Source organism: Chitinophaga sp. 22620 (assembly GCF_052044405.1).
In the GTDB taxonomy this organism is placed as follows: Bacteria; Bacteroidota; Bacteroidia; order Chitinophagales; family Chitinophagaceae; genus Chitinophaga.
This window is the reverse complement of the sequence record NZ_JBQEMV010000003.1, coordinates 1009886-1026517: the sequence shown is the minus strand read 5'-3', so window position 1 is coordinate 1026517 and position 16632 is coordinate 1009886. Positions and strand designations below refer to the sequence as shown.

The 16632-nt window shown below is 54.2% G+C and carries 10 protein-coding genes; 4 read left to right on the top strand and 6 right to left on the bottom strand.

Features of this window, described 5'->3' with window-relative positions; all coding sequences use genetic code 11:
* Nucleotides 1-4104 (top strand): polymorphic toxin-type HINT domain-containing protein (locus ACTJIK_RS19545; protein WP_440649213.1); only part of this gene is annotated, 4104 nt, incomplete at its 5' end.
* A complete protein-coding gene (locus ACTJIK_RS19540; RefSeq protein WP_440649212.1) occupies nucleotides 4097-4441 on the top strand; it encodes a DUF1493 family protein in 345 nt (114 codons plus the stop codon). The genes ACTJIK_RS19545 and ACTJIK_RS19540, both read left to right, overlap by 8 nt.
* 384 nt (nucleotides 4442-4825) lie before the next feature.
* Here ACTJIK_RS19540 and ACTJIK_RS19535 read toward each other — a convergent pair whose 3' ends face one another.
* On the bottom strand, nucleotides 4826-5392 hold the full coding sequence (locus ACTJIK_RS19535) for a pentapeptide repeat-containing protein (RefSeq protein ID WP_440649211.1): 567 nt from the start codon (nucleotides 5390-5392) through the stop codon (nucleotides 4826-4828).
* Nucleotides 5393-5528: 136 nt separating this feature from the next.
* On the opposite strand from ACTJIK_RS19535, the gene ACTJIK_RS19530 reads away from it, so the two are divergent.
* Nucleotides 5529-5849 carry a hypothetical protein gene (locus tag ACTJIK_RS19530; protein WP_440649210.1) on the top strand — a complete coding sequence of 107 codons (321 nt, stop codon included), beginning with the start codon at nucleotides 5529-5531 and terminating at the stop codon, nucleotides 5847-5849.
* A 202-nt stretch (nucleotides 5850-6051) separates the two neighbouring features.
* On the opposite strand, the gene ACTJIK_RS19525 is transcribed toward ACTJIK_RS19530, so the two are convergent.
* The 3 genes from ACTJIK_RS19525 to ACTJIK_RS19515 form a co-directional block, all read right to left on the bottom strand.
* The gene (locus ACTJIK_RS19525; protein WP_440649209.1) at nucleotides 6052-6867 is read right to left on the bottom strand and encodes a CHRD domain-containing protein; all 816 of its coding nucleotides are present in this window, start codon (nucleotides 6865-6867) and stop codon (nucleotides 6052-6054) included.
* A gap of 100 nt (nucleotides 6868-6967) precedes the next feature.
* Nucleotides 6968-7702, bottom strand: a complete 735-nt coding sequence (locus tag ACTJIK_RS19520) for a LytR/AlgR family response regulator transcription factor (RefSeq protein ID WP_440649208.1) — start codon at nucleotides 7700-7702, stop codon at nucleotides 6968-6970.
* Between the two features lie 30 nt (nucleotides 7703-7732).
* Nucleotides 7733-8854, bottom strand: a complete 1122-nt coding sequence (locus ACTJIK_RS19515; RefSeq protein WP_440649207.1) for a sensor histidine kinase — start codon at nucleotides 8852-8854, stop codon at nucleotides 7733-7735.
* A gap of 229 nt (nucleotides 8855-9083) precedes the next feature.
* Between ACTJIK_RS19515 and ACTJIK_RS19510 the strand changes: the two genes are divergently transcribed.
* Nucleotides 9084-11543 (top strand): TonB-dependent receptor domain-containing protein, encoded by a 2460-nt coding sequence (locus ACTJIK_RS19510; RefSeq protein WP_440649206.1) that lies wholly within the window; start codon nucleotides 9084-9086, stop codon nucleotides 11541-11543.
* Here the strand turns inward: ACTJIK_RS19510 and ACTJIK_RS19505 are convergent.
* Nucleotides 11540-15271: a glycosyltransferase gene (locus ACTJIK_RS19505; RefSeq protein WP_440649205.1), complete on the bottom strand. Its 3732-nt coding sequence runs from the start codon at nucleotides 15269-15271 to the stop codon at nucleotides 11540-11542. The two genes, ACTJIK_RS19510 and ACTJIK_RS19505, sit on opposite strands and share 4 nt — an antisense overlap.
* Nucleotides 15268-16602 (bottom strand): glycoside hydrolase family 2 TIM barrel-domain containing protein, encoded by a 1335-nt coding sequence (locus tag ACTJIK_RS19500; protein ID WP_440649204.1) that lies wholly within the window; start codon nucleotides 16600-16602, stop codon nucleotides 15268-15270. The genes ACTJIK_RS19505 and ACTJIK_RS19500 overlap by 4 nt, the downstream gene beginning before the upstream one ends.
* Between the last annotated feature and the right edge of the window lie 30 nt (nucleotides 16603-16632).

The window sequence follows — 16632 nt, the reverse complement described above, 5'->3', positions numbered from 1 at the left end:
CAGCTGGCCGCCACACCCGGCACGGGCCATGTGGGCTGGCTGAGCACCTATTATGTGTACGACGACCTGGGCAACCTGCGCTATGTGTTACCGCCTAAAGCCGTGGAGATATTACTAAGCAACGGCTGGAGCCTGGCTGATGCCACCCTGCGCAAAGAGCTCTGCTTCCGTTATGAATACGACGCGCGCCAGCGCATGATCCTCAAACAGATGCCGGGCACCGAACCGGTGCTGATGGTCTATGATGTGCGGGACCGGCTGGTGTTTGCCCAGGACGGGCAGCTGCGACTGACCAACCAATGGCTGACCACGCTCTACGACGGGCTGAACCGCCCGACGATGACGGCGCTGTACCAGACCACGCTGCCGGTGGCTACGCTGCGCAGCCAGCTGGCCACCGCCACTACAGCCCAAACCATCACCCAAACCATCCCGGGCGACAACGACCTGGTGGTCAATACCCACGATGGCCGCAGCGCCTACAAAGGCCGGGCCTCGGTGACCGCCCTGCCGGGCTTCGAGGTGCTGACCGGGGAAGTGACCCTGGAGATCGACCCCACTGTACAGCTGCGCACCGAAACGGTGATCGCCAACAACCCGCTGCCCAACCTGGACCCTACCAAACTCTACGCCCTCACCTATACCCACTACGACGATTACAGCTATGCGGGCAAAAAAGACCCCCAAGCTACCTATTACACGGCCACCGAACTGCCCGACCCGCTGCCTACTCAAACAGGGGAACGCCCGACGGCGCATTCGGGTCTCACCAGAGGCATGGTAACCGGCATGAAGGTACGCGTGCTGGACACCGACCAGTGGCTGGTAACCACCACCTATTACAACGACAAAGGCCGGGTGCAACAGGTGCTCGGCGATAATATTGGCGGCGGCACCGATGTGGTGACGAACCTATACGATTTTACCGGGCAGCTGCTGGTCAGCGCCCATCACCATACCAACCAGTACAGCAGCGTGACACCGGCCACCCGGCTCATTACCCGGATGCTATACGATCATGCGGGTCGTGTACTGGAAACCCGCAAACAGCTGGGGACGGGCACCGAACATATCATTGCCCAAAACAGCTACGACGCATTGGGACAACTGGCGAGCAAAGCGCTGAAAAACAGCGCAGGGGCTAACCTGGAAACCCTCGATTATAAATACAACATCCGCGGCTGGCTCAGCGCCATCAACAAGGACTATGTGACCAGCGGCAGCGGCGGCCACTTCTTCGGCCAGGAGCTGAGCTATGATTATGGTTTTACCAACACGCAGAAAAACGGCAACATCGCCGGCATCAAATGGCGGGGCTTCAACGACCCGGTGGCCCGGGCCTATGGTTTTGGCTACGACAAAGCCAACCGCCTGCTCAAAGCCGATTTTAACCAGCAGGTAGGTACCTCCACCACCTGGGACCGGTCGGCCAATTATGACTTCAGTGTCACCATGGGCGACGGGGTCAATCCAGCCTCCGCCTATGATGCCAATGGCAACATCCGCAAAATGGTGCAGAATGGCCGCAAAGGCACTACGAGCCCGGTGATCGATAACCTGACCTACAGCTACGAAGCCAGCCAGCTCTCCAACAAACTCCAGTCGGTGAGTGATGGGGCCAACGACCCGGCTACGACCCTGGGGGATTTTAAGGAAGTGGCTACTAACGGCACTATCGATTACCTGTATGACTATAATGGCAACCTGCGCAAAGACTTCAACAAACAGATCGATTCCATCCGCTATAACCACCTGAACCTGCCGGAACATATCCACATCCTGGGCAAAGGCAATATTGCTTATCTCTACGATGCGGTCGGCATCAAACAGCGCAAGGTGGTGACGGACAGCACCGTGACCCCGGCAAAGGTGACGACTACCGATTACATCGGCGGCATGGTGTATGAACAGGACAGCCTGCGGTTCGCCTCTCATGAGGAAGGCCGCATCCGGGCGGTGTATGCCACAGGCCAGCCGGTGGAATACAGCTACGATTACTTCCTCAAAGATCACCTGGGCAACATCCGTACGGTGCTGACCACCGGGGAGCAGGAAACGGCCACCTACCTGGCCAGCATGGAGACGGAGACAGCGGCCAAAGAAACGGCCCTGTTCTCCAACATCGACGCCACCCGAACTTCCACCCCCACCGGTTATCCGCAGGACGCCACCACGCAGCAGAACAGCTTTGTGGCCAAACTCAACGGGGAAAACCCGGATAAAAAGATCGGTCCCAGCCTGGTGCTCAAAGTGATGGCGGGCGATACGATCCAGATCGGGGCCAAGGCGTTTTATAAATCCGGGCCTACGCCACAAAACAAAAAGATGGCTCCACCGGAGGATATGCTGAATGCCCTGATCAGCGCCTTCACGGGCGGTCAGACTCCCGGGCAGCAGGGCCATGGTGCTGGAATAAATGCAGCCGTGAACAACACGCCCTTCAACAACGACTTTAACAACAGCTACCAGCGGCTCAGGGATAAAGACAACGATGCGGCCAACCCGCAACGGCCCAGGGCTTATTTGAATTTTGTGCTGTTCGATGAACAGTTTAACTTGGTGGAAGGCAACAGCGGGGTCAAACAAGTGCAGGCTACGCCGGATGAGCTGCAGACGTTGGCGCAGGGCAAGATGGTGATGGAGAAGAGCGGCTTCCTGTATGTATACACCAGCAATGAAAGCCCGCAGGATGTGTTCTTTGATAATGTGGTGGTGATGAACGCACCCGGACCGGTGCTGGAGGAGACACATTATTATCCCAACGGGCTCACCATGGCGGGGATATCGACTAAAGCACCAAGTCGCCTTGAAAACAAATACCAATACAATGGAAAGGAGCTACAGAACAAGGAGTTTGCCGGGAATGGGGGAAGTGGTTTGGAGTGGTATGGTTATGGAGCGAGGATGTATGATCCGCAGATTGGAAGATGGCATGTTCCAGATCCTTTACAGGAAGATGAGTATGATTACGGGCTTGGGAAAATTCTCAATGAAGGCTATAGTAGTTTAGAGTCTGATGAGATAGAAGACTTGCAGTCATATTCAGTAATGTTTTCTCCCAAAGTATTGACGGCAGACAATTCTCCCATTCATTACAGCGCCAGCCCATATGCGTATGTGCTGAATAATCCATTGAAATATATAGACCGGTTTGGGCTTGATACAACAAAAGTGATTCAACTTGCACCTGTAACTATTACCGGTTCGGCTCCTGCTTCGCAAGTGAATATTCCGTGGAAAGCACCTGTAGGGCTTGCTTTAATATATCTGGGTTGGCCCCAATCGTCTTTGAAACCCAAAGGCTTCTTAGGTTCGACGCCCGGTTCTTCCCCGGCCTCATCTTGGCTTGCAAAGAAGTTACCATACAATATTGCTCCTGTCAAAAAAGCAACCCGAGCAGCATTACGAAAAGTAGGGATGAAAAAAGCTGCTGGTAAAGTAGGTACAGCGGTTGCTGGACGGCTCTTGGGACGGCTTGTTCCATACGTAGGGTGGGGATTGCTAGCCAAGGATGTTTATGATTACAGAGGAGAGATTCAAAGTACAATTTCTGCAGGCGCTGCAGACTTTTATGAACAGCAGGAAAGAGCGCGGAACGGAGAAACTTACAGTGATGGCTGGCCTATACCGATTGTTTGTTTTGTGAAGGGAACACAGGTGTACAGCGCTACAGGGCTTAAAGGGATAGAAGAAATACAGGTTGGAGATAGTGTTTATTCTTATAATGTAGAGAAAGACTTCATTGAATTAAGCCGGGTTGTCAATACATTTAACAGACATACCGGAGAGATATATGAGATAGTAATAAACGATGAAGTTGTTTATGTGACGTCCGAGCATCCTTTTTATGTGATTGGTAAAGAATGGGTAAAGGCCAAAGATTTACAGTCTGGTGATATATTGAAGTCCAGGGAGAATGCGTTTTCTGTAAAAGTTGTGAATGTCAAAGTGGCAACTCGAGATGTCCTTGTTTATAACTTGGAAGTGTCGGGGAATCATAATTACTTTGTAACGGGTAAGTTTGTTCTTGTTCATAACAAGAATATTAAGCTCCGTGGCGATAATTTAGAATCAATTAATCAATCAATTTTATCAAATGACTGATGAAATTTTATTTAATAGAATAAAGGATTTTGTCGTAAGACAGTCTGGTATTGATGATAAAGAGGATATCAGTAGGTCTACGCAGATAGAAGATGATTTGGGTGTGACAGGGGATGACGCGGTAGATTTTTTACTTGCATACAGTAATACTTTTAATGTCGATGTAAGCCATTTTATGGCTGCTGATTACTTTGGGGCAGAAAGAAACGTTTTTTTGTCAGAAATTTTTAAATGGCTGACAGGAGATAGAAAGCGGAGAAAAAAGACATTGACAGTCGGGCATCTGGAGAAAGCCGCATTAATAGGTCGGTTGGATGAAACCGTTATAAATAGTTAACAAACAGCCCGCGTGATCTACGCGGGCTGTTGTTTTATCTGGAGCATGCTTCTTTAGTTTTGTTGTAAGTGATGGCCATGTCCATAAAGTAATTAACTTTTTCCTAAGCTTCATAAATACTACATTTTTATGCGGCTATAATATGGTTGCGCGCATGCCGTGGATGAGTTGGTCGAATGTGGCGTTGCCTCAGCCGCCGACACGGAAGTTAATTTCCTCCGGGAACAGGTATTTTCGCATACTTCTCGCATTGATACTTTTGATTGTGTTAGCCATGGGCCGACGGGAGCGGAAAGGAACATCGAGCACTATAATTCAAAAGGATAATATACCATTCCCAATCCTGGGGGAAGCCCATAGCTAACATACTTCCATACCAACCAATCACTCCACCTCAATATCATACTTCCCCAGCAACCCCGGCAAACTCATCAGCGAAAACTTCGCCTTCCTGATCCGGTTATTCTCCGGGTCCAGCGAAATATTGAGGGACGTGCGCAGGTCCGCTTTTTCGAGCGTGGTGTTGTCGAACGTGGCATGGAGGAGATCGCAGCGTTCGAACAGGGTGGAAGTGAGGTCGCAGCCGGAAAAGTCGGCTTCGTGGAAGGTGGTGTTTTTGAAAGTGGTCTTGGCCAGCTTCGTATTGTAGAAGGATGCGTTGTTGCAGTTGCAATTCTCCGCTGTTACCTGGAAGAGGAACTTATTGCACTCGTCGAAGCGGAGGCCCAGCATTTTGCAGTCTTTGAACTGCACATCCCTGAAGGCCGCATTGCTGAGCTTTGCCAGGCTCAGGTTGCATCCATCGAAAGTGCATTCCAGGAAGATGCAGCCGGAAAGCGATGCCCCGGAAAAATTGCAGTTCTCAAAGATGCAGTTTTCGTATTCGCCCTGTGGTAAAGGGTTTTGCGTGTAGTCTTTTTTGCTGAATGTTTCGCCGTAAAGCTCTTCCATGCCGGGAAGTTAAAGAAAACTCCCAAAAGTAATTTGCGGTTAGGGATATCGGCCTTTTAAAACTTAACATTGCCTGCATTATTTTATCGTTAATTTTGTGTTACCAATAATATTAAAAGATAAAATAACATGATTCATGGCAGGAACAACTAAAGAGCAGGCAAATGGCCAGCTTTCCTCTAAAGACGCACGTAAAAACATAATTCAGCAGCTGGAAACACTGCTTGCCGACTGGAAAGAGCAATTGGGTGAAAAAAAATTCAAGAGCAGGATCGAAAAAGCCGCCAAGGTGTTCAGCAAAGGATTACCGGTAGTAGCAAAGAAAGCAGCCCTGGCTCCTAAGAAAAAAGCGGCAAAACCCGCCGGCGTTAAGAAAGCGAAAGTAAAAACGACCGCTAAAAAAGCCGCCACCGCCAAAGCAGCTACCAAAGCTCCCCGGGGTACAAATAAGAAGTAGGGTTCACTACATTCGCCAGGCAGTTGCGTATATCCCATTAGCAGCAACGTATAAGCTTTGCCCTGTGCCGGTATTTAAATACAGGCCAGGCGCCTGGCGCAACAAAACAGCTAACCACCCGCACAAGGCGTCAGGATAAAAGTAAGAGGCCGCCTCTTACTTTCGAGACGGCCTGTTTACCTAAAAACTTTATGCAAAGCCCTTAACGGATCTGCCCGCGTACTACGCCGTTGGGCCAGGTGGTGGAATGTGCATTCACATACAAAGCCTCCGTGCGCAGGGCGCTGGCGGTGGGCTCGTCCAGCTGGGTCATTTTGGATATCCCGAAATCCGCCGCAGTGGCGCAAAGCAGTACCAGCACGCCTCCGTTCACACCTGCTGCTCCGCGGTGGACGTGCGCCATGGTCAATGCATCGCCGCCGGGAAGGTTGCTGACGGTCACTTTAGAATACAGCTTCCTGTCTACCGTAAGCCGCAGCAGGGCCACGCCGGTGGCAGTGGTCACTACCGGGGGCACTTCGTTCACGCCGGATAAATTCACTGTTTCCGCCAGCAGCAGGTCGCTGTTCACAGTACCGCGCACCAGGCCGCCGGGGAACTGGGTGGAGTGCACGTTGAAATAGATGTCGTTGCTCCGGTTCTTCAGGCTGTCTGCCAGCGATTTCCGCAACGTGAGCGTACCGTTGCTGCTGTTGCCCGTCCAGGCAGGAAAAGGAAGGATAACGGGACCGTTGGTCACGGGGTCGCCCGTATGAAAATGCGCCATGGTAAGCGCATCGCCGCCAGACAGGTTATCTACCCGGAAAGAATAACGAAGGGTGTTGTCCGCATACAGCTGCATGGTCAGCAAACCGGTTTCCGATCTGCCGGGAGGGGCCGGGTTCTCCAGCTTGGTACTGAGCGGGATCTCGAATATCAGTACGGGGTCGTTATCACCATCGTCGTTGTTACAGGAGGAAAAAGAGATACAGCCAGCCAGTGCAAGCGCAGTTGCGGCAAATACATGTTTGTTTTTCATAACGAAATGGTTTGGTCACTCCTAATCATACAATGATCAGTCCAAAATAGTTGCCTTGGATTGAAAAAACTCTGCATTGAAACAACAGTAGCGGGCGTTTTTAACGGGGTTTGTCCCACAATTTGCTCATCACCACCTGCTGGAGCACCTGCTCCCGGTAATGGCGGCTGATGGGCACCCGGTGCGGGCCGATGAATATCTCGTTGCCGTGAATGCTGTCAATTTTGTTGACGGATACGATATAGGATTTATGCACGCGTATGAAAGAATGCCCTTCGAGATGCTGCTCCAGGTTCTTGAGGTAAAGCAGGGTTACGTATTTGCCTTTGGTGGTGTAGATGTTGATGTAGTTCTGCATGCCTTCCACGTAGAGGATGTCCTCAAAATGGATCTTCTCGTATTTGCCGCCGCATTTGATGAAACAATAATCGGTCGTTTTTTCGGCAGCCGGCAACGGCCCCGCGGCGTTCCTGTTCAGCAGCTCGTGGTAGTCCCTCGCTTTGGCGGCGGAACGGAAAAAACGGTCGAAGGTGACGGGCTTCACAAGGTAATCCAGCACATTCAGCTGAAAACCTTCCAGGGCGTAGGAGGGGTACGCGGTGGTGATGATCACCATGGGTGGGTTACGCGCCATCTTCAGGAAATCGATGCCGTTGATCTTGGGCATCTGTATGTCCAGGAAGAGCAGGTCTACAGGATTTTTTTCATGCAGTTTCATGTATTCCACGGGATTCTCGCAGGTGCCGGCGAGGCGGAGGAAGTCCACTTCCTGCACATAATCCGCAATGCCTTCCCTGGCCAGCGGTTCGTCGTCTATTATTACGCATTTGATCATGTCCGGCGTGTTTTAATCATTCATGCCCCGTCATCCTACCCGTAATGACGGTAGCAGCGCCGGTTGCGGCAGCGCGGCCAGTTCCAGCCGCAGGCTTACTTCGTAAGCGGAAGCGGTGGCGTTGATGTTCAGGCTGTGCCTGCCGGCATAGATCAGGTCCAGCCGGCGCTGCACGTTCCTGAGCCCTATGCCTCCATGCGCGGCCACCTGCCGAATGGCGCCGTGGTCGGTGCTGTTGGTCACGGCAAAATCGAGGTGCTGCCCATGCAAGTGCAGGCGGATATTGATCCAGTTGGGCTGGTCCGCGTGCCGCGACACATGCTTGAAGGCATTCTCCACGAAGGTCATCAGGATGAAGGGCGCAATGCTCACCTGTTCTGTGAATGGCGGGTCTATGGAAAGGTTGACCTTCACATTATCGGGAAAGCGCAGCTTCTCCAGTTCAATACAATTCTCCAGGTGCCCGATCTCCCGGCTGAGGGGGATCTGTTTGTCGTTGCACTCGTACAGCTGGTACCGCAGCAGTTCGGAGAACTTGGCCAGCGAAGCGGAGGCCCTGTCCGGGTTTTTATGGATCAGGAAAAAGATGGAGTTGATGGTATTAAAAAGGAAGTGCGGGTTGATCTGGTTCTTAAGGAAGTTCAGCTCCGTTTCCAGGTTTTCTTTTTCCAGCATCTGCTGCCGGCGGCTGGTCTGTATCCAGTTCCTGGTGAGCTTGATGCTCATGGCGAGCGTCATGCTGGCGAGGGTGGAGGGCAGGGCGTTGCTGAAGAAAAAGAAAAGGCAATTGTGCCCGGCGCCCCATATTTCATCCATCGTTTTGTTCGCCACGAAAGGGCCCAGGTAATAGCCGGTTACGATCAGCGCGGAAGTACACAAGATGGTGAGCAGCAGCAGGCCGATGTAGGCGGTGAACCGGCTTTTTTCGAGGTACTTCGGGATGAGATAATAAAGGTTTACATACACGGCGATGGCCTGGAAAATAACGTAAAAAACAAATTTAACGGCGCTGTGCGGCTCCAGGATGGAAGTGGCGGCTTTGAGCGGGTTGCCCATGGCAATGGACCACCATGTGAAATGGTACGCACACCAGAAGGGGATGTGGTAGAGTTTGTATCGCAGCAGCCAGTGAATGCCGGTCCGGGTTTGCACGGTATAAAGTATATGTTACTAAAGATACTGTGTATTTGCCCATTTCCGCCCCATTGCTATACGATCTGCATCAAATAAGTGATCACCTGCCGGGCGGGGTATACGAGCGGTAATTTGCCCGGTTCCGGCGTTTTACAGGCATTTGGTCAATTAGCCGCGGCGGCTGGTCAACCTGGTTTCGGGCGGCGGCAAGGGAAGTTTTTCTTTGCGTTGAATAAAACTTCCCGCCATGAAAACCTTCATTTTGCACCTCTGCCTTATGCTGCTGGTGGCTGCAACCGCGAGCGGGCGGCAAACCCCGCTCAGCGGCAGGCTCCATTCACCGGCAGGCGCGCCGGTGGCCTTCGCCAATGTGTACCTGTTGCAGGCGGCCGATTCTGCGTTCGTAAAAGGCGCGTTGACGGACGAAGCGGGCATTTACCGCTTTACGGACCTCCAGCCGGGCAGGTACGTCCTCCGTTTTTCCCGCCTCGGGTTCCAGACCGCCGCCTCTCCATCGTTCGAGCTCTTGCCGGCCGGGCGTGACATGGGCGCGTTCACTTTGCAGGCAGCAGCGCAGCAGCTGGAAGAAGTGACCGTCCGCGCCGGGAAACCCCTGTTCCAGCAGCAGCCCTACGGCACCATTGTGAACGTGGAGAACAGCGTGCTCACCAAAGGAAGCTCCGCGCTGGAGGTTCTGGAGCGGAGCCCGGGCGTGTATATTGACCGGCGCAGCAACAGCATAGCGCTGAACGGGAAAAACGGGGTGATGGTGATGCTGAACGGCAAGCTTATCCGCATGAGCCCTGAGCAGCTGGTGAACATGCTGCACGGCATGAGTGCGAACGATATTGAAAAGATCGAGCTGCTGAACACGCCGCCTGCCAAATACGATGCGGAAGGCAGCGGCGGCGTGATCAATATCCAGCTGAAAAAGAACCGCGACCAGGCTAATATTTCCCTCACAGGCGGCTACGGCTGGGGCGGGAAGGCGGCTGCCAGCGCAGGGTTTGCACGCAGCCTCCGGCAAACGAACGTTTACGGCTCCTGGTCTTACAACTACGACAATATGAACATGAACTGGTTCTCCACCTCCGATCATATTGTGCCTGTTTTCGGCGGCCGCTCGCAAACGGGTTTCCTCAGCACGATAAAACCCACACAGCAAAGCCATAACGCCAATGCCGGTTTCGATATGAAGCTGAAGGCAGGGCTGAGCGCGGGCGGCAGCGTTACTTACAGCCACAGCCATGTGGCGCAGCGTATCTACAACGATGCCACGTACCGTGTGGACAATGGCAGGATCGTTTCGCTGGATGCGGATGTGAACGGCCATAACCGGTGGAACAACGTGATCGTTTCCTTGTATGCAGACCAAAAGCTCAATGAAAAGGAGCAGCTGCATATAGACGCGGATTACCTGCGCTACGCGAACCGCTTTCCCGTAAATGCATACAACTCCGTGCTGGACCAGTACGGCAACCAGCCGGGCCCCAACGACACCATCTTTTCTCCCTGGCAGCGCGGGGAATCGCGCTCCGGTATACAGGTAGGCGTGGCCAAAGTGGATTACAGCAGGCAGCTGGGCCCGAAGCTGAAGCTGGAAGCAGGCTTCAAAGGTACCTATACGCGAACGGAAAGCAATTCCGGCATAGAAAGCCTGGTAAACGGCGAATGGACCAGCAGAACAGCGGCGGTGAATAATATCGTGATGAAGGAAGGTATTGGCGCGGCTTACGTTTCCCTCAATGCAACGCTCAGCCCGAAGCTTAGCCTGAACGCAGGCGGGCGCTACGAATACGCGCGTACGAAAATGAATGATCCGGGAAAAGGTACTGCTGTGGCGGACCGCAGGCTGGGGAAATTTTTTCCCGCCCTGTTCTTCACCTGGAAATTAAAAGAAACATCGGAGCTGCAATTGTCCTACACGGAACGCATCAGCCGCCCGGCCTACAACGACCTCGCGTCGTTTGTCGTGTACATAGACCCAACCGGCGTTGAAACCGGCAACCCGCTGCTGATGCCCACCATCGCGCATAACTTCAAGCTGGGATATAACTATAAAGAATACACGTTTTCGATGGTGTACAGCCACGACGATCATCCCATCATCCGCTACCAGCTTTCTCCCAGTCTTCACAACGAGTACCTGGTGCTCTCGCCACACAATATGCGTTACTTCAAAAGCCTTTCCTTCCAGGCCAATCTTCCTGTGAACGTCACGAAATGGTGGAGCATGAATTACAATGTAACCGGCGGCTGGCGGGAGCTTCGGCTGAGCCATACAAAATTCCCGGCAGTAAAATCCTACTGGAGCTATACGGCCAATTTCTCCGAAACATTCCGCATACCGGCAGGTTTCTCCATCGAGCTGTCCGGCTGGTACAACGGGCCGGGCTTCGACGGTTCCAAAAAAGCGGATGGCTTCGGCATGGTGAGCGGCGGCGTAAAAAAGGAATTTTCAAAGAACCGGGGAAGCCTTCAGCTGTCGGTGGCGGATATCTTCAAAACTTTCCGTATCACCAGTTATTTCGGCAGTGTTACGGAGGAAGCGTTCGACCTGACCAGCAAAGTGACTTTCAGCACGGAGTCCGGCATTGCCCGTATCGTAAAGCTGACCTACTCCCGCAGCTTCGGCAATACGGGTTCAAAGAGCAGGCGTGCGGAAGGAAACGGCTCCAGGGAAGAGCGGGAACGGGTGAGGAACTAGTAGAACGGCGTATGCAGCGTGTTCATGGAAGTGGATACGCTGCTGTCTTTCACGGCTTCCAGGTACAGGCGGTATTGCAATGCGTTCCCGGGTACATCGAGCGTAATGGAAGGGCCTTCGCCCGCTTTTTCTATAAAGATGGGATAGCCGTACCGGTCCGTTTTTACGAGATACCATTCGTAACGCAGGCCGGTGTGCATATTGTTGGCAAATGCCCATCCGCTGCCCTCTTTCACCAGCGCATGGTAGGTGAGCCTGCTGCCGGGCAGCGTGGTGCGCGAAGGCCTCAGTATTTTCACGCGCGGCAATGCCGGGGGAACCGCCTGGCCCCATACGCCGGCCAGCTGGTACCAGTCGGGTTTGTAACGGCCAAGGTGGTCGGTAATTCCGTTGAAGGTCACGAAATCGCGTGTCTCAAGGTCCTGCCAGGTGGTCACGAACGCAGGCTGGCGCATGGCGGGGGGAAGCGCTGCATAAGTTTTTACGGGCATCCTGCTGATAAAACAGGGGATGCCCGAGGCAAGCAATTCTGCAAGCCCGCTGGTATCGGCGCCAGCTTCAATGCCGAAAGCATCCACGGCCGGAAGCTGCGGCCGCAGCCATTGCAGGGATGCGGTAATGCCAGGCTTCAGGTGCATGTCCAGCGTCAGGGGCCTGGACGAATCGATGGCTTTGATGGCCGCGGTAAGATCCGCCAGCCAGCTGATGTATTCTTTTTGCTGGTACAGCAGGCCCGGTTTGTAATGATGACGGGCAAGCTGCTGCCAGGCGTTGTTGCCGATGCTCCACGCGGTAATAACGGAATCGCCGCGGTGCTTGCGGACGGTGCGGAGGATGTTCCTCTCCAGCTCTGAAAGCGTTTCCGCATCTTTATCCATGCCGGTGATGGCCGGTATCCAGAAACCGTAATGGATGTTCAGGCCGTTGAGTTGCGCTTCCGCCAGGATGTTCCTGTCGTACACGCCCGGGCCGTAACGCCGGATGGTATTGACGCCCAGCTGCTTCATACTTTGCATGTTCCTGGCAGCTTCGCGCCTGGTAACGGCATGCAGGTTCCGGAACCAGCTTTCTCCTTTCTGGTAGCTCAGCCCGCGGATGGAATCAGGCAATGCGCGGTGCGGGAAGGTGTTGGCCGGCAGCGCATCGTTCAGCGCGCCGGAGTATGCAGCGGTATGTTGACGGAGCCGGGGGAAACTATCCAGTGATGCCAGCAGCTGCTGCCGGTTTTGTATGCTCCAGTCCAGCGAGGGCACGGAAATGCCGGGCGGTACATTTTTGTCGTGGCTGGTGTTGAAGAACACGAGCGCATGTATCTCCGGGAAGCTGTCATTCACTGCTTTCAGCGCATTGTGCAGCCATTGGTCCTGCCCGCCCGCAGCACTGAGGGAGCCTGTTTCGGCTATCATCACGGGAAGGCCTGAACGAAGAAGGGGCAGGCGGCGGAAAGGCGCATACAGTGTTTCAAAGGAATAAGACTGGCCGTCCTGCTGGTAGGGGCCGTAGTTGAGGATGGTCAGGCCTATCCAGTCCACGGTTCCTTTTCCCGGGAAATACGCTTCAGCCGCTTCCGCTTTCCAGGGGTTCCATACCCATATAGCATTGAAAGCGCCGCGGCGCTGGAAAACATCATGCACGTACCGCCAGGCCGCCTTGAATTCTTCCGGTGTGTTGCCGCCGCGGGCAGACCAGGGGTATGCAGGATTGTCCGGCTCGTGCGCAAAACGCAGGAACACCGGCCGGTTGAGGGCCTTTACCTGGTCTGCAAACTGCGCGAGGTAATGATCGAACATGCCGGCGGTGATATGCGCGAATATCTTTTGTTCTTTTTCAAGTTCTTCCGTAGTATTCTTGAACAGGTTGGCCCAGGGTTCCCAGGTGATCATCGGGATGGCGCCCTGCCTGTAAATCTCCGCCGCCAGCGAATCGGGCAGCAGGCTTTGCGGCCCGTCGCCCCAGGGAATATACAATGAAACGATGCCAGGGTTAGCGATGCCCTGACGCTGTTCCGGGTCATAAATGCCGGTATAGAATGGCTGCTCCTGCCCGCGTTTCGCATGGGAGGGCGTTCCAGGCTCGCTGCCGCCGCGGGTGAAATGCCAGCTCAGGAATATGACCGCCAGCAACAGGGGCAGGCCCAGCTTCCGCACGCCGGCATAGAGGTGCAGGTGCCTGAAAAGCCAGAATTGCCTTTTCAGCAGCAGCGGTACGATCAGCATGGTGTTCACCCAGCTGTAACGCGCGGGTATATTGTGCAGCCGCAGGCTGGCCAGGATGTTGAACATCATGATCAGGCAGTTCAGCCCCGCAATGCCCGCCATAAAAAGGGAATACGGATTCCAGTCGTAATGCAGCCCGTAAACGATCGCTGCCACGGAAACCACGATCACGGCAATGTTCGGCAGGTTCAGCCGCCAGTCGTCGGGCCCTGAATCGTCTTTCGGCGTAGGGATGTAAGGCACTTTTTTCCGCGCCAGCGTGTATACGAGACCGAGAATATAGATCCACCAGGTACCGATGAACAGCAGGCCGCCCACCACGTGGAAGCCGCGTTCGGTTTCTTCCATCACCCACCGCTGCACGAAATGCCTGATCAGCAAAATGGAAGCAATGGCGGGAAAGGCCAGCATCGCCAGGTTAAGCACATCCGCCCGGAAAGGGATCAACCCGGTCACCAGCGACAGCACGGGTATCAGGAAATTGATGAGGATAATAATGCCGGAGAAATAATGGAACGGAATGGTGCCATAGTGCAATCGCTGCGCCCAGGTGAATTTGCGGAAGAGCCTGGGATAGCTGGTCACCAGCAGCTCGAAAGTGCCGCGCGCCCATTTGAGCTGCTGCGCGTAGTAGGCGGAGAGCGTATTGGGCACCAGCCCGCGCGTGAGCACGATGGGCACGTATACCGATTTCCAGCCCCGGGCATGCAGGTGCATGGCCGTATGCATATCTTCCGCCAGCCCGCTGGCATGCCCGCCGATAGAATCCAGCGCGGCCCTGCGGAAGGTGCAGTTCGCGCCGATGGCCTGCACGGTGCCGTAGCGGTTCATGGTGGACATAATAGGACCATAGAACTGGAAGGTTTGCTGCGCCGCGCCTTTGGCCACAAGGCTGTCTCCCAGGTTGCTGTAGGCCTGCACGATCTGCACGAATCCTATAGCCGGGTCGTTGAAGTAGGCCACCACCGCGTCCAGGAAGCCGGGAGCGGGCACATGGTCGGGGTCCAGCACCACGCACAATTCGCCGGTGGCGTACCGCAGCGCGTTGTTGATATTGCCGGCCTTCGCATCCCTGCGGTCGCTGCGGGTCACATGGCGCACGCCGAGCCGCTCGCATACTTCTTTCAGGTAGAGATCATCGCCTTCGTCGCAGAGGTATGCGGTATGCGGGTAAGGCATAGCCTGGATGGCGGTGAGCGTGTTCACGATCATATCGTACGGCTCGCCGGGAAAGTAGGTGGTAAGCACGTCTACCGTAAAAGGGTATTGCTGCGGGGGAGCGGGAGGGATGGTGATGGAAAAGTAATGGTACCATTCATGCAGGATGGCGAGGCAGTTGAAGGCGATGCCGGCCATGAGCACCCAGTAGAAGGGCTCATAGCCCACCTGTGTGCTGCGCAGGAGGCTGTAGAGCAGCACGCCCATGCTGAGCACGCCCAGCACGATCATCAGCCTGAGGGTGAATAATTCCAGCCGCGACGGCGGGGATACCGGCTCTAGTGGTTCCATCATGGTGCTACTACATAAAAAGGTGTATTGGCGGTGGCGAAGTTACCATACCTGTCGCATACGGTGGCGAATATCCTGTAAGGCCCTTCTTTGGCGGGTGTGCGGAAGCCGGTTTTGTTTCCCTGGGGGGAAAGCAGCAGGCTGTTCAGCACAACAGGCTTCCGGGCATTCACGTCGCTACGGTAACGGATATACCAGTCTTCGGGCATTATCTCCCAGGTAATACGCAGCGAATCGCTAATGGCTTCATCGAATAATATTTCCGCCGCGTGCATGGCGCCCGGCTGCAGCAGGATATTGTCCCGCGCGCCTTTCCCTTCCACCAGCATGTATTTCAGCGAAGGGGCCCTGTGAGTGGGTTGCTGCCCGGTCCATATCAGCTGCATGGCCTGAACAACAGCGGAAGCGGCCCCGTTTTCAGCAAAAAGGCTGAACCAGGTATGCGTCACTTCCTGCTTCTGCCCCCAGTAAAATACGCAGGCGCCGAGGAACCGCGGATTGTTCACGGGCATATGATCGGTATAACGCTGAAGGTATTGCTCCGCTTTTTTATTGCTGGTGTTTTCGATGGGAGCGCCCCAGGCGGTGGCTTCCGTTTCCCATGGCCCGTTGATGCCCCATTCCGATATGAGGAACGGGCCGTCCCAGAACCAGGAGAAATTTTTCAGCTCACGTTCAAGGTTATGCAGCTCCCCGAAAATATTCATTGAAATAAGATCGAGGCCTTTCACCTTCCAGCGGATGTTGTAAAGGCAGCGCCTGTCGAAATTGATCAGCGCCGTGGTAACGGGATGATCCGGGTCCTGCTCGTGGATCATTTGCAGCAGTCGGTTGTATGTTTTATAGAAAGGGCGGAAGCGCGGTTTATAAGGGAAATCAACCTCGTTGCCGAGGCACCACATCAATAACGCCGGGTGGTGCTTGTAACGGTTTACCAGCGCATGATAGCTTTTATATAACGCGGCTACGCCCGCAGTGTCCTTATAAAATTCCAGCGAACGGCTCAGCGGAACGCTAAGCCCGGCGATCACCGCAATACCGGCGGCCTGCGCACTGTCCAGCAGGTTTCCCAGCCCGGCTGTATCCCAGGTGCGGATGGTGTTGCCGCCCGCGGCATGCAATGCTTCGAGATGATCGTAACCGGCGGCGCCTTTTACAATGAAAGGTCTTTTATCGCGGAACAATATATACCGGCCATCCTGCCGGCCGATATAAACTTTTCGTTCTTTAAGCGGTACAGGGGGAGCCGAACAGCCCGCCAGCAACAGGATCAGCACAGCTGCGGCGAGCACAGGCAGCCGTTGTGCCTGTATGTAAGGTGTAATTCGGTGCATACTTAATCTCAGAGCTGGTTAAATATAACG

Excerpts from the sequence above, each read along its gene's own strand:
- ACTJIK_RS19540 (WP_440649212.1), top strand. The coding sequence starts at position 4,097 with ATGACTGATGAAATTTTATTTAATAGAATAAAGGATTTTGTCGTAAGA.
- ACTJIK_RS19535 (WP_440649211.1), bottom strand. The coding sequence starts at position 5,392 with ATGGAAGAGCTTTACGGCGAAACATTCAGCAAAAAAGACTACACGCAA.
- ACTJIK_RS19530 (WP_440649210.1), top strand. The coding sequence starts at position 5,529 with ATGGCAGGAACAACTAAAGAGCAGGCAAATGGCCAGCTTTCCTCTAAA.
- ACTJIK_RS19525 (WP_440649209.1), bottom strand. The coding sequence starts at position 6,867 with ATGAAAAACAAACATGTATTTGCCGCAACTGCGCTTGCACTGGCTGGC.
- ACTJIK_RS19520 (WP_440649208.1), bottom strand. The coding sequence starts at position 7,702 with ATGATCAAATGCGTAATAATAGACGACGAACCGCTGGCCAGGGAAGGC.
- ACTJIK_RS19510 (WP_440649206.1), top strand. The coding sequence starts at position 9,084 with ATGAAAACCTTCATTTTGCACCTCTGCCTTATGCTGCTGGTGGCTGCA.
- ACTJIK_RS19505 (WP_440649205.1), bottom strand. The coding sequence starts at position 15,271 with ATGATGGAACCACTAGAGCCGGTATCCCCGCCGTCGCGGCTGGAATTA.
- ACTJIK_RS19500 (WP_440649204.1), bottom strand. The coding sequence starts at position 16,602 with ATGCACCGAATTACACCTTACATACAGGCACAACGGCTGCCTGTGCTC.